The sequence below is a fragment of the Flavobacterium sp. MDT1-60 genome (genome assembly GCF_014844035.1).
GTDB lineage: Bacteria > Bacteroidota > Bacteroidia > Flavobacteriales > Flavobacteriaceae > Flavobacterium.
Genome location: NZ_CP062159.1, coordinates 4,172,597 through 4,185,888 on the forward strand (window position 1 = coordinate 4,172,597; position 13,292 = coordinate 4,185,888).

Consider the following 13,292-nt stretch of genomic DNA (forward strand, 5'->3'; position numbering starts at 1 on the left):
CTAAGCAACCCATTTTTAAAAATGAGTTGCTTTTTTTATTCAACCTTCCAAAAAGAGCTCTGGAATGTTAAACTTAAAATCGCAAATTATGGAAAACCGTAAAAACAAAATTTCTTTTAAGTCGAACTTTAGGCAAATAATTAAAGATGCAAATTTAGATAGAACAAACTGTGATTATAATTTTAAATTAAATTTATGCTAAGAAAAACTATTTGCTTACGAATTAGGTTTTGAACATTCGCAAAGTTTCAGCAAATTATTCAAGACTAAAACTAAACTAAGTCCGTTAGAATTTAGAGCAAGTTTTAACTAACCAATAAAATGGAGCTGGTACCTTTTTTGCCACAAAAAGTTAAGGCAATCTCTTTTTGCATTGAGTAAATAATTAAAATTTATCCGATTACATTTTCTGGCAAAATTATATATTAAGACTAGATCCATTTCATCTAATTACTCATCATTCACTACTACTTTTTGGAGCTGCTTTAATAATAATTTGTATTTTTACATTTGAAACAATAAAGAATTACACATCTCATTTTAACCAAGTTATCAGCTTTAAAATTGACAATTTGAAATTTGTGGCATATTCGTGGAACAGCAGAAAAAAAATATTAGAAATGCAGTATAAAAGCGGGATGTGACGGTTTTGTTCGAATCCCTTTTTGATCAGCATCTTTTTCCAGTAGAACCAGTCTTCCGATTATGCCGACAAAAACGCAGACTAAAAAACAGACCGGTAAACTGCAATATATTCGAAGTACTTTATTTTCATTGCGCTTTTTTCTTTAAAGATTCCAATTGTATAGCTTCTGATGCTTTGTTTTTCTTCTCATCTATTATTTTTGCATAGATTTCAGTAGTTTTTACGTTGCTATGACCCAGCATTTTACTGACTGTATAAATGTCTGTCCCGCTCGACAGCTGCAATGTTGCAAATGTATGGCGGAAGCAATGGAAGGTAATATCTTTTTTGATGTCTGCGGATTCAACCCATTTTTTTAGAGGGCGTGAAATCCACGATATGTCCGTAAAATACTCAAAAACAAGCTACTGCGGAAGCCTCGGTTCTCCGCAGAGCTGGAAAGCCTGCTGGGAAATAGGCATATATTCAACACCCTTTGTCTTTTTCTGTGTGAAATGAAGTCTGGCAATACCCTCTTCCAAACTTATCTCTTTCCAGCGGAGCTTCTGAATGTCGGAATGTCTCAGTCCTGTAAACGCTGAGAAAAGTGCCGCTCTTTTAAGGACGTCTTTTTCACACGCTGTTGATGCCAGTACATTCAATTCTTCAATGGTCAGATATTCACGTCTTGATTCCTGTTTCGGGATGCCTTTTATTTTTGAAGATAAGTCAACTGTTAAATATCCGTCGATAAAAGCCTGTTTCAAAGCCGCTTTAAATATGGAAAAATAGGCTCCCGCAGTGTTGCTGGAAATGGTTCCTTTTCTATTTCCTTCTAGCGGAGCAGCTAATAAAAACAGTTTAAAATCCTGTGCCATTCTGTAGTCAATCTGAGAAAATATCAGGCTGTCTCCTGAATAGCTTTTTAAAAATTCTTTGGTCCGCTTCCAATTGATCTGTACAGATTTTGAACTTCGAGCGTGTCTTTTAGCCGCCAAAGCTACAATGTATTTAATAAAATCCTCCTGCCCTTTTTCTTTCTGTTCAACTAATATATTCTCAGCATCACTGTATAGATCTCTATTATCATATTCTTTCTGCCGAACTTTACGGATTCCGTCAGCATACAGCATTATTTCACGGTCGCTATCGCTTCTACACATTATTATTCCGTTATCGCTGCGCTTTGGTTTGTAGGATTTTGTTCCCTCTGCATCCGTTCGGGCGGTTCTTTTTTTGTCCCACTCCACTGTTGTTACGGATCTGTTTATATATTCACGGATTCTTTGGGGAGTTTTCTTTCCGGAAACCTCAACAGGATAGCTTTCTATGTAAACATACCATTCTTTTTTGTTTTCTGCTTGTCGAAGACGCACAGTTGCCTTGGTTTTCAGTAATTGTTTCATATAAAATCATTTCCGTTATACAAGTTATCAATTTCCATTTTGGAGCATATACATACTTTCCGCTCTATCTGGTCGAGATTGAATATTTCCTGATATGGCTGTAGACAGAACCTTAATATATTTGAAATCTCTCAGCTATTTCGCTTAGGGAATAGCAGTCTTCTTTTTCAAGTCTGTATAATTTTTTCTTCAATGTATTTTCAGATTCCGGCAGGCTGTGGAAAATGACAAACATCTCGGCCATGATTTTCCGGTCAATCCCGACAAGACGGGTTCCCATCGTCCATTTCCATTCATTAAGGTACAATAAGTATACATAAGTGCCACTTTATTTCCTTTTAAGTGCCGGTGCAAATGTGGTACAAATATATGATGAAAAAAGATTAAAAAAGAGCAGAAACAATAAAAAAGAAAAAAGAAAAACCGCTGTAAACATTAAGTTTACAGCGGTTTAGCACTTATTATTAGCCGATGTTAATCAGACCTACTTGACTTCTTCGAATTCAACGTCTTCAACATTGTCACCTTGCGATTGCTCTTGTTGTGGAGCTGCTTGTTGACCTTGTTCACCTTGAGCATACATAGCTTCTGTAGCTGTTTTCCAAGCTGCATTGATGTTGTCAAGAGCTGTTTGAATAGCTGGAATGTCTTGAGATTGGTGAGCCATTCTCAATTCAGTTAAAGCGTACTCTACAGCAACTTTGTGGTCGTCAGCTAATTTGCTTCCTAACTCTTTCAATTGACTTTCTGTTTGGAAAATCATGCTGTCAGCTTCGTTTAATTTCTCAGCTCTTTCTTTAGCTATTTTGTCAGCGTCAGCATTAGCTTCAGCATCTTTTTTCATTTTTTCGATTTCTTCAGCTGTTAATCCAGAAGAAGCTTCGATACGGATATCGTGAGATTTTCCTGTTCCTTTATCAGTTGCAGAAACTTTGATGATACCATTAGCATCGATATCAAAAGTAACCTCAATTTGAGGAACTCCTCTTGGTGCTGGTGGAATACCATCTAAGTGGAAACGTCCGATAGTTTTGTTATCAACCGCCATAGCTCTTTCTCCTTGCAATACGTGAATTTCAACAGATGGTTGAGAATCAGCAGCAGTAGAGAAAACTTGTGATTTTTTAGTTGGAATAGTTGTGTTAGACTCAATTAATTTAGTCAATACACCACCCATAGTTTCGATACCTAAAGATAAAGGAGTAACGTCAAGTAACAATACATCTTTTACATCTCCAGATAAAACTCCACCTTGAATAGCTGCTCCAATAGCAACAACCTCATCAGGATTAACTCCTTTAGATGCTTTTTTACCAAAGAATTTTTCAACTTCGTCAGCGATTCTTGGCATACGAGTAGAACCTCCAACAAGAATAACTTCGTCAATATCAGATGTAGATAAACCTGCATCTTTTAATGCTTTAGCAACTGGCTCCATAGAACGTTTAACTAATGAATCAGTTAATTGCTCAAATTTAGCTCTTGATAATTTTTTTACTAAGTGTTTTGGTCCTGAAGCAGTAGCTGTAACGTATGGCAAGTTGATTTCAGTTTCTGAAGAAGAAGACAATTCAATTTTTGCTTTCTCTGCAGCTTCTTTCAAACGTTGCAATGACATTGGGTCAAGACGCAAGTCAATACCTTCTTCAGCTAAAAATTCATTAGCTAACCAGTCAATAATTTCGTGGTCAAAATCATCTCCACCTAAGTGAGTATCACCATTTGTAGACAATACTTCAAAAACTCCGTCTCCTAATTCAAGAACAGAGATATCAAAAGTACCTCCACCTAAATCGTAAACAGCAATTTTTTGATCAGTTCCTTTTTTATCTAATCCGTAAGCAAGTGCAGCTGCAGTTGGCTCATTGATGATACGCATAACTTTAAGACCAGCAATTTCACCAGCTTCTTTCGTAGCCTGACGTTGTGCATCGTTAAAGTAAGCAGGAACAGTAATAACCGCTTCAGTTACAGTTTGACCTAAATAGTCTTCAGCAGTTTTTTTCATTTTTGAAGAGTCATTGCTGACAATTCCTGAGCAGTATATAAACGACCATCAATATCCACACGTGGTGTATTGTTGTCACCTTTTACAACTGAATAAGAAACTCTTTTTGCTTCGCTTGTAGTCTCAGCAAAAGTGTGTCCCATAAAACGTTTAATAGAAGCAATCGTTTTTGTAGGATTCGTTACCGCTTGTCTTTTTGCAGGATCACCTACTTTAATTTCTCCACCTTCAACAAAAGCGATGATAGATGGCGTTGTTCTTTTTCCTTCTGCGTTAGGAATAACAACTGCTTCGTTACCTTCCATTACAGAAACACAAGAGTTCGTCGTACCTAAGTCAATTCCGATTATTTTACCCATTTTTTATATATTTAATTTTGATATACATTTTATAACTCAGGTGGCATAAGTCAATCTTTGTGCCAATATAAAAAACCAAAGTAAATTGTCAGTTTTCATGTCGGCACATCAAAAATCATCTGACAACATGACATTTTCAAAACCTGACAGTTGTGGCATATCAGTACTTTAGGTGTCATTACAAAGAGCTTTTGTTGTTTTATAAGGAGCTATTTCCTGCTGTCCACTATATCTTTTGTGTCCGCCGCGGCGGACACAAAAGGATGCCGTTCCCATCAGGGCTAGGGCACCCGCTTTCAAAAGAAAATTCATTCAAATTAAAATCAGAATCTTTTTTATAAATTCGCTATTCCTAAAATTCACTAAATCTATTTAATGGAAAACTACACCATCATCATTTTTATTCTGGCCATTGTCATTGGTCTTTCTGCATTTGCTGACAAATCAAAAATTCCTTACCCTATTCTTTTAGTTATTGTCGGAATCGGAATTGGTTTTATCCCAACAATGGCTGAAATCGAAATAAATCCGGAGATTATTTTTCTGATATTTCTGCCTCCTTTATTATATGATGCTTCGTTTAATATTTCTCCAAAACATTTCAAAACGAATCTTAGCACAATAAGTACATTAGCAATACCACTTGTTTTTTTAACGACATTTTGGATTGCCGTAGTTTCCCATTATATGATTCCTGGTATGACCTGGCCTTTGGCCTTTGTACTCGGAGCCATACTTTCGGCAACAGATGCCGTGGCCGCCGTAAACGTAACAAAAGGTCTCGGAATACCTGAAAAAACAATTACAATACTCGAAGGCGAAAGTTTAATTAATGATGCTTCAGCATTAGTTGCTTATCGCTTTGCCGTGGCGACCGCAATGGGTTCTGCTTTTATAATCTGGAAAGCAACATTGGAGTTTGTGCTCTTATTAGGTGGTGGATTCCTGGTTGGTTTTATAATGGCTAAAATTCTGGCTTTCATTCTAACCAAAGTTCGTAAAAACATAAATGTTACGGTTAGTTTCATGCTTTTAATGCCTTTCGTTACTTACCTAATTGCAGAACACCTGCATGTTTCCGGAGTAATTGCAGTGGTCTGTTTAGGTTTAGCAATATCACGTTTCAGTAATAAAATCTTTCCTGAAAGTTTGAAAAACAATTCCAAAAACCTTTGGGATGTAATTATTTTTATTCTAAACGGATTAATTTTTATCCTAATCGGACTCAATTTTAGATACATTCTAAAGGACATTGATGACAATATGATTCTGCCTTATATTGGTTATGCTGCTATTATTACTATTGTAGCGTTATTGACCAGAATGGTGAGGGTGTTTTTTCAAAAAATTAACCTCCAAAAAGCTTTTCAAAAGAATGATAAAAAGAAGCGAAAAGTCAGTGAACATGCCTTACTCGATTCTAAAAATAGTTTTATTATCAGCTGGTCCGGAATGCGTGGTATTGTTTCGCTTGCCATTGCCTTGGGTTTACCAAAACATCTCCCGGACGGAACCCCATTTCCTGAAAGAAATGCGATACTATTCATTTCTGTTGCAGTTGTTCTTTTAACCATTGTAGGACAAGGACTTTCACTTCCCTGGATAGTCAAAAAATTAAATTTAAAAGAGGACGAAAAATAATTTTCAAAAAAAAATAAAATAATTTGTCCAATTCTGAAAGTTCGATTGTTATTCCATTATAACAACATTTATAAATATAAAATTTAAACAAAATGGAAAATCGAATTAACATTCACGAAAAAGGACAAAACGCATTAAAAACACTTTATCCAATTGGCGGATATTTGAAAAAATCTCCACTAGAGCAATCACTTATAGAATTAATTCTTTTTAGAGTTTCTCAAATCAATCAATGTGCTTATTGCCTTGACATGCATTATAAAGATGCACGTGACAAAGGCGAAACAGAACAAAGATTATACGGATTAAGCGCATGGAGAGAGACTTCTTATTACACAAATCGCGAAAGAGCTGCATTTGCATGGGCAGAAGCTCTAACTAAATGTGATGTAACAGATTCAGTATATAATGAAGCTGCAAAAGAATTTTCAGAAGAAGAATTAATTGATTTAACTTTAGCTATCACAAACATTAATACCTGGAACCGTATTAATCTTGCTTTTCCTAACGAACCCGGAACTTACAAAGTGGGACAATTTGGTTAATTAAACGTAAAAAGAAAACTGATTTACAACATCAAAAAATAACATTATGAACGAATTTGTATTAATATTTCGCAGAGATTTTAGCACTAAAGAAACCCAACCTTCACCACAGGAATTACAAGAATCATTAAAATTGTGGCAGGACTGGCTGGGTGGAATTGCAGCTCAGGACAAACTGGCAAAACCTTTGCAACGCTGGGATGGCGAAGGAAAAATCGTAACTACAAATAAAAACGTCATCAATGGCCCTTACGTTGAAATCAAAGAGTCAATTGGCGGATTAATTATGATAAAAGCAGCCGATTACGACGAAGCTGTTGCTATCGCAAATGGGTGTCCGATATTAGATTTAGGCGGCAATGTTGAAATACGTATGGCTGTTACAGGAACCTATTAATTTTTAATTTTATTCCTGATTGCACTTTATTAAAATTATGGAAGAAAGTCAGCTTTTACCCAATTTATTCAGAACAGAGTATCGAAAAATAGTTTCGGTACTCTGTTATTTGTTTGGAATCGATAATATTGAAATTGCCGAAGATATTACAAGTGATACCTTTTTGGCTGCAACCGAAACATGGAGTATAAAAGGAATTCCTGAAAACCCGACAGCCTGGCTCTATACAGTAGCTAAAAACAAAACCAAAAATTATCTGAAAAGAAATGCTCTTTTCGAACAAAAACTTTCTGTTGAGATAAAACATACAGCAAATAAATCAGAAGAAATTGAAATTGATTTATCAAACAAAAATATTAATGACAGCCAATTGGCCATGATATTTACGGTTTGTAATCCTATAAATTCAGGTGAGGCCCAAATTGCACTCGCTTTAAATTTATTGTGCGGATTTGGAATTCAGGAAATATCAGATGCTTTTTTAACCAACAAAGAAGTCATTTACAAAAGAATTAATCGGGCCAAAGAAAAACTTAAAGAAGCCAATATTAAAATTGAACAACCCACAATTTATGAAATCAACAATCGTCTGGAAACCGTTTTAACAACCTTGTATTTATTGTTTTCTGAAGGTTATTATTCGACTTCGCAAAATACCATTCTCAGAAAAAATCTATGTGCCGAAGCCATGCGATTGACTTTTTTATTAATTGAAAATCCAACAACTAATCTTCCGGCAGTAAACGCCTTACTTTCTTTAATGTGTTTTCATAGCTCAAGATTTGACGCCAGAACAAACGAAAATGGCGAAACGATCTTGTATCAGGACCAGGATGAATCATTATGGAATCAGGAATTAATTGAAAAAGGCCAATATTACCTCGTTCAGGCTTCAACAGGAAACAAACTTTCAAAATATCATCTGGAAGCCAGCATTGCTTATTGGCATACGCAAAAGGAAGATACTGCCGAAAAATGGCAAAATATCCTGCAACTTTATAACCATTTGCTCATTTTAGAATATTCTCCTATCGCTGCCTTAAACAGAACTTTTGCCTTGGCTAAAACAAATGGCAAATACGAAGCTATTATCGAAGCTGAAAAACTAAATCTTATTGAAAATCCTTTTTATTATTCGTTATTAGGGAATCTTTATACTGATATTGACAATAAGAAAGCCATAGAAAATTTCGAAAAAGCACTAAGAATTACCAGTTCTCCAGCAGATAAGGCAACTATAATTAAAAATATTAGTTTGATTAAAATATAGAATCCTAATAGTAAAAAAAAAAATGATCCTCAAAATTAAACTTTGACAAATACATCTTAATTTTAGATATTTCTAACAAACTCATTTTTTTTATGGAAGATACTATTGCAGTTTATGGTGCTTACGGACATACCGGGAAATTTATTGTTGCTGCCCTAAGCAAACAAGGATATAATCTACTTCTCTCCGGAAGAGATCAGGAAAAATTAATTCTGTTGAATAAAGAATATCCCCAGTTTAAAATAAAACTAGCTGATATTAATAATCCAAAAACATTAGATGAAGCATTTTCAGGAGCAAAAATTATTATAAATTGTGCAGGACCTTATCTGGATACAGCTGAACCAATCATTCAATCTGCATTAAGATTAAAGGCTCATTATATTGATTTAAGTGCTGAGCAAAAAGCGGTATTAGATGTTTTTGAACAGTTTTCTGAACAGGCAAAACTGGCCAAAACCTTAATCATACCAGCTGCTGCTTTCTATGGTGGATTAGGTGACTTGTTAAGTACTGCCATAACGCAGAATTGGAATCAAATTGATGAGATAAATATTTACATCGGTCTGGATTCCTGGCACCCAACAAAAGGAACAAGATTGACAGGGGATAGAAATCACTACACAAGATTGACTTTAAAAGATAATAGTTTGCAAGATCTACAACCTGGTCTTCCAATAAACTGGGATTTTAAGAACCCTATTGGGATTAAAGAAGTTGTGGCTCTGCCTCTATCCGAAATCATTACTATTTCCCGCCATTTAAATGTAAATACAATCAATACCTATCTAAGTCAAAATTCTTTAGATGATCTCCGAAATAAAGAAACACCTGAACCAAAACCTGTGGACGAAAAAAACAGATCTTCTCAAAATTTTTGTATAGAAGTCGTAGCGACCAAAAATAATAACAAAAGGACAATAATAGCTCAGGGACAGGATATCTATGCTGTTACCGCTCCTTTAGTTGTTGAAACTGTTAATCGAATTGTATCAGGTAAAACAAAAAAAACAGGAGTAACTACAATAGGAGAAGTGTTTGATGCGGTTGACTTTTTGCAATCTTTAAATGAAGATGACATAACTGTTTCAACAGTTCAGGAAACTGAATTAACTTAATATTTCAACCAATTATTCCTTTTATAATAAACCGATAGGGTTTTATTTGTAATTTCGATTTCCAAAAAAAGTGATTGTTTTGTTCAATAACAATCTTTATAATATTAAAATACAATACTAAAATGGCTTCATTTATTAAAGAAATTTCTTTTCGCTGGTCAGATCTTGACCCTAATTTTCACGTTCGTCATAGTGCTTATTACGATTTTGGTGCACAACATCGTATCGAAATCCTGGAAGAACTGGGTTTAACTTTAAGAGTGATGCAAACACAAGGTTTTGGTCCTGTTTTATTTAGAGAAGAATGCGTTTTTAGAAAAGAATTAAAACTTTCAGACAAGATATTTATTCACACCAAAACATCCAAAATGAAAGCCGATGCTTCTCGCTGGTCGATCATTCACGAATTCAGAAGAGAAGATGATACACTCTGTGCTGTCATTACGGTTGATGGCGCCTGGATGGATACTAAACTTCGTAAATTAGCTTCTCCAACTCCTGAAATTGCGATTGAGGCTTTAAGTATTTTCCCGAAAAGTGATGACTTTGTCGGACTTTAAAATTAAAGTCATTTTTTTAATTATAAAACCAAAAGCAGCTAAGTATTTAGCTGCTTTTGGTTTTATAATTAATTGAAATAATTATTCTGTTACAATCTTAAAGTTGCTGTTTAAATTTTCTCCCGAAACATTTAAAATGTAAACTCCTGATATATTTTTATTTGCAACGTTTAATGCAAAAATTCCATTTCCATTTGAAGCAATTTTTTCTTTGAGAATAATTCTTCCTGATATATCTACCAAAGTCGCTGTCAAATCGAATAAATTATAATCCGGAATCTGGATAAAAATTTGATCTTTTACAGGATTTGGATATATAATAGTAGTACTGTTATTTTGGCTGAATTTTTCAGTATCCAAAAACTCTTGCGTAAATAAGGCAGTAACTTCAGTAGCATTTAATGGATAATTAAAAAGTTGAAGTTCATCAAACTGCCCTTTATAAGGTGCTGGAGCAGTACCAGAAGACAATTCAATTTCGCCAATATTTCCAATTATTAAATCACTTGTTTCACCAATACCCGTAACAGCAGTCTCATCAAGCTCTGCCGAAAAAACACCATTAGTATATATTCTCATTTTATGAGCGATTACATCTCTCATAATAACAACATTTACCCAGTCTCCTGTAAAGTATTTGGCTGCTGCTGTAGTTACTTCTTTTTTAGTGATATCATCATCTATGGCAAAACGCAAAAGACCACCTTTAATCTCTATGTTGTATCTTTTACCAGTTGCACCCGTTGTCGTATTTTTTGTAAACGAGCCTTTACATAATACATAAATACTCGTTGAAGAGGAACTTGGCAATGATTCAGGTGCGGCTTTCATCCAGAATGATAACGTAAACGAATTTCTGTCAAATAATAAGTGGTCCTGATTTGGAATACTAACCATCGGCTTATTATTTGGTGAGGTTGAAAAATCTATTGCTTTGTTTGCCTTTCCGGTAACTCTTACAGTGGCATTATCAAAAGCCGGATCTAATACTCCATGATTTGCATAACTTGTTAAGTCAATAATTTGCTCTCCTGCTAATGGCGCTTCTTTAAATGGCCAATGACCTACAAGAGCCTGTGTCAATGCTCTGAAACTCCATACATCGCCCGTTGCTGTTCCTTTATCATTTATAGCATCAATTCGCCAATAGTAATTTATAGCCGGACTTAAACCAGTAACCAGATAAGATGGATTTGCTGAGTAAGCAACATCTCCTAATTTGGTTAAATTTGAAGAAGAAGTACCAAAATATACAGCATAAGTTACCGTATTTGAACTCCCGCTCCATTTTAAAGTTAAGTTACCACTTGTCAGTTCTGCATTATTAAATCCTGAAGCCGGAACCGGAGTACTTGCTTTAGATGGTGGCAACGGAATAGGTGGCGTAGTTATCGTTGCCGTTTCATATACCGAAGACTCTGTACTATTTATTGCTTTAATCCGATAATAGTAAAGCGTGTTTGGAAGTAAACCTGTATCATTATAGCTTGTAGTATTCGCTGCCTGTGTACTAATTACCGTAAAATCGGTACCATTTGCAGAACGTTCTATTACATAGTTGTTTTCATTTGTTGCACTATCAATCCAGTTAATTGTCAACGAACTAGATGGCAGAGCCTCCATTGAAGCCACATTAGTAAAATTTATATTTGATGGTGGAATAATGAAATTTGGAGGAGTTACATTTGCCAATCCATTAATATATACTTCAATGTTTAGATATGGTGCATGTGATGTACTAACTACCAGGGCATCGGCACTATTTTTATTCAAGCCATTGGCATCTTCCCAGGCATCTGGCATACCATCATTATCTGTATCTAATGGAGCTGGCGCACCGTAAACATGTCCGGCACCTCCGTTTATAAAACCAAACTGTGTCGTTAAATCTGTCTGAACATAAACATATGTAGCTATTGTTCCTTTAGACATCAGGTCTGAAATCATTAAGTTATCTACCTGATCTCGTCTAGGGTAAGAAGCTCCTACACCGGAAACAATTTTAGTATAGGCATCCTGAGCAGTTAAAGTGGGGGTTTTCATCGGATAATCATAGGGAGTTGACAGAATCGTTGCTGCATCTCCGGTAGGATATCCGGTTAAATCTGAAGGAACTAAAGTGCCATTTAATACCCCATCTTTATTATTGTCAAAATAATTCCCAGCGCCATATAAAGAGAAATTGTCATTTCCTCTGTTAAAAGGTGTAGAAATTGAAGTGCTTGTATTTGGACCTCCAATAAAATAATTATTGATAATATTTACATCAGAACTTCCGGCAGAATCTCCACCCATAATGTAGGCATCCCCAGATTTTGTATGTCCATAGGTATTGCCGTAATTCCCCCAATTATAAACAACATTGTTTACAAACTCATTAATACCTTTTATTTTATTATTACGTGTTTTATTGCAGATATATAAATTTCCAATTAAACTGATCTTACCACCTGAAGGCTGAATTAATCCACCTGCAGAATGATTATGACGATGCATACCCTGACCAATAATAGAATTCTGAATTGTTATATTATCCGGACTTATACCTTTATTATCCCAGTTGATAGAAAAAACTTCATCTGTACCCCAGGTAAAAGTCATGTGGTCAAAAATCATATTGGCTCCATTGGCAAGTCCGGATGCATCCTGATTTTGGGCAGTACCTCCATAACGAATACGCAGATATCTCGCTATAGTATTGTTGGCTCCCGTAAATGTTACTCTTGGTCCTAAAAATACGATTCCTTCTCCAGTGGCAGTTTGTCCTGCAATAGTGGTATTACTTGCTACAACGACCTGAGAAAGTAAATTAACAATGCCTCCTACCCGAAATATCACAAATCTTCCTTCCTGACTAACGGCATCACGAAATGAACCCGGACCGCTGTCATTTAAATTGGTCACTAAATAAATTTGAGGATTTGTGGAACCTCTTGCGCCTGTAGTATATCGTCCAAAACCGGTTGCTTCCGGAAATGCTAATGTTTGTGCATTTAAATTACCAAGATGGGCAAATAAGCCACAAATCATAAAAATTTTAAACACATGGTTAAATGTCAAAGTACTTTTTTTCATAATAAACGAGGTTAGATTGGTTATAAACCAATTTACCTATAAGAAAAAGAGCTACTATCCTGTCCTATCCTGCATTTACAATTCTAATTATCAATATATTAAATATTTCGAAATAAAAGAGATGTGTTTGTCGCATTGGAAAAAATAAAAACACAAAATCAATTATTTTCTTACATTTCCTTTAACAAATAAGATGAAAAAAAATTACGGCATACATAGTATCATACAATTATGAATGAATAATCTTTTATAATATTAAAAAGGGAATTGATAACTTTGTTTCTCTGT

The 13,292-nt window shown here is 35.0% G+C and carries 7 protein-coding genes and 3 pseudogenes; 7 read left to right on the plus strand and 3 right to left on the minus strand.

Features of this window, described 5'->3' with window-relative positions; translation table 11 throughout:
* Positions 1 to 214: 214 nt before the first annotated feature.
* Positions 215 to 313, plus strand: a pseudogene (locus tag IHE43_RS23710) (AraC family transcriptional regulator); the annotation flags it as partial.
* 458 nt (positions 314 to 771) lie between these two features.
* Here IHE43_RS23710 and IHE43_RS17515 read toward each other — a convergent pair.
* Together IHE43_RS17515 and dnaK are read right to left on the minus strand one after the other, a co-directional pair.
* A pseudogene (locus tag IHE43_RS17515) lies at positions 772 to 2,031 on the minus strand (tyrosine-type recombinase/integrase).
* 484 nt (positions 2,032 to 2,515) lie between these two features.
* A pseudogene (dnaK, locus tag IHE43_RS17520) lies at positions 2,516 to 4,398 on the minus strand (molecular chaperone DnaK).
* A gap of 375 nt (positions 4,399 to 4,773) precedes the next feature.
* On the opposite strand from dnaK, the gene IHE43_RS17525 reads away from it, so the two are divergent.
* From IHE43_RS17525 to IHE43_RS17550, 6 genes are all read left to right on the plus strand, one after another.
* Complete coding sequence (locus IHE43_RS17525) at positions 4,774 to 6,039, plus strand: Na+/H+ antiporter (RefSeq protein ID WP_192185101.1); 1,266 nt, start codon at positions 4,774 to 4,776, stop codon at positions 6,037 to 6,039.
* 92 nt (positions 6,040 to 6,131) lie between these two features.
* A complete protein-coding gene (locus IHE43_RS17530; protein WP_192185102.1) occupies positions 6,132 to 6,584 on the plus strand; it encodes a carboxymuconolactone decarboxylase family protein in 453 nt (150 codons plus the stop codon).
* A gap of 46 nt (positions 6,585 to 6,630) precedes the next feature.
* Positions 6,631 to 6,981, plus strand: coding sequence for a YciI family protein (locus IHE43_RS17535; protein WP_192185103.1), 351 nt, complete (start codon positions 6,631 to 6,633; stop codon positions 6,979 to 6,981).
* Between the two features lie 37 nt (positions 6,982 to 7,018).
* On the plus strand, positions 7,019 to 8,251 hold the full coding sequence (locus IHE43_RS17540) for an RNA polymerase sigma factor (protein ID WP_192185104.1): 1,233 nt from the start codon (positions 7,019 to 7,021) through the stop codon (positions 8,249 to 8,251).
* 92 nt (positions 8,252 to 8,343) lie between these two features.
* Positions 8,344 to 9,369 carry a saccharopine dehydrogenase NADP-binding domain-containing protein gene (locus IHE43_RS17545; RefSeq protein ID WP_192185105.1) on the plus strand — a complete coding sequence of 342 codons (1,026 nt, stop codon included), beginning with the start codon at positions 8,344 to 8,346 and terminating at the stop codon, positions 9,367 to 9,369.
* A 122-nt stretch (positions 9,370 to 9,491) separates the two neighbouring features.
* Positions 9,492 to 9,929, plus strand: a complete 438-nt coding sequence (locus IHE43_RS17550) for a thioesterase family protein (RefSeq protein ID WP_133507135.1) — start codon at positions 9,492 to 9,494, stop codon at positions 9,927 to 9,929.
* Between the two features lie 81 nt (positions 9,930 to 10,010).
* Here IHE43_RS17550 and IHE43_RS17555 read toward each other — a convergent pair whose 3' ends face one another.
* Positions 10,011 to 13,004 carry a LamG-like jellyroll fold domain-containing protein gene (locus IHE43_RS17555; protein ID WP_225585189.1) on the minus strand — a complete coding sequence of 998 codons (2,994 nt, stop codon included), beginning with the start codon at positions 13,002 to 13,004 and terminating at the stop codon, positions 10,011 to 10,013.
* Positions 13,005 to 13,292: the final 288 nt, after the last annotated feature.

Excerpts from the sequence above, each read along its gene's own strand:
- IHE43_RS17525 (WP_192185101.1), top strand. The coding sequence starts at position 4,774 with ATGGAAAACTACACCATCATCATTTTTATTCTGGCCATTGTCATTGGT.
- IHE43_RS17530 (WP_192185102.1), top strand. The coding sequence starts at position 6,132 with ATGGAAAATCGAATTAACATTCACGAAAAAGGACAAAACGCATTAAAA.
- IHE43_RS17535 (WP_192185103.1), top strand. The coding sequence starts at position 6,631 with ATGAACGAATTTGTATTAATATTTCGCAGAGATTTTAGCACTAAAGAA.
- IHE43_RS17540 (WP_192185104.1), top strand. The coding sequence starts at position 7,019 with ATGGAAGAAAGTCAGCTTTTACCCAATTTATTCAGAACAGAGTATCGA.
- IHE43_RS17545 (WP_192185105.1), top strand. The coding sequence starts at position 8,344 with ATGGAAGATACTATTGCAGTTTATGGTGCTTACGGACATACCGGGAAA.
- IHE43_RS17550 (WP_133507135.1), top strand. The coding sequence starts at position 9,492 with ATGGCTTCATTTATTAAAGAAATTTCTTTTCGCTGGTCAGATCTTGAC.
- IHE43_RS17555 (WP_225585189.1), bottom strand. The coding sequence starts at position 13,004 with ATGAAAAAAAGTACTTTGACATTTAACCATGTGTTTAAAATTTTTATG.